The 568-nt window shown below is 41.4% G+C and carries 1 protein-coding gene and 1 pseudogene; both read left to right on the plus strand.

All coding sequences use genetic code 11. The annotated features are described in order from the left end of the window. Window positions 1–269, plus strand: a pseudogene (locus R7Z77_RS27415) (chemotaxis protein); the annotation flags it as partial. 57 nt (window positions 270–326) lie between these two features. Continuing rightward, a complete protein-coding gene (locus R7Z77_RS27420; RefSeq protein ID WP_005482667.1) occupies window positions 327–500 on the plus strand; it encodes a hypothetical protein in 174 nt (57 codons plus the stop codon). Window positions 501–568: the final 68 nt, after the last annotated feature.

The following is a 568-nucleotide window of genomic DNA, read 5'->3' on the forward strand; positions in this document are numbered from 1 at the left end:
CTACAGGGACGGTCACTTTGCTTGGAACGGCGCTTGAGAGCATTCAGCAACTAGAGTCGTTGATCCAAGATGTTGTAGAAAGAAATCAACAGATAGCCGTCGCCATCGAAGAGCAGGTCTACGTCACGGATGAAATCAATGAGAACATCCAATCGCTCAATTTGAAATACAGCGAGTCGTATGATCTGATGACAGAAACCAACCAGATGAACAGCAGAGTGCAAAACTGTACGAATGAACTCTCTGACATGATAAAAAAATTCGCATAAGCAGCGGAAGTAAATGGCTTAGTGCTTCTCTAAATAAAGCATAGGGTAGGAGCAAATATGGTTACGCAAAATACCAACTTTTCCCCGGAGCAACCAAAACATGAAAAAGACGAGCAACAGAATGTAGCAATAGTTGAATTCAATAGCAGTGTGCTCAGCAGGCAATCGACAGATTTTTTGACTCATGAAGAGTTAAAAATGTTGGAAGCCGTGATAGGTATCGCTTTTTAGCTTTTCTCATCAATCGGTTGTATTAAAGCAATGAAAGTGAAAAGAAAGCCGTTGATGAACAACGGCTT

The organism is Vibrio sp. 1401 (assembly GCF_033340295.1).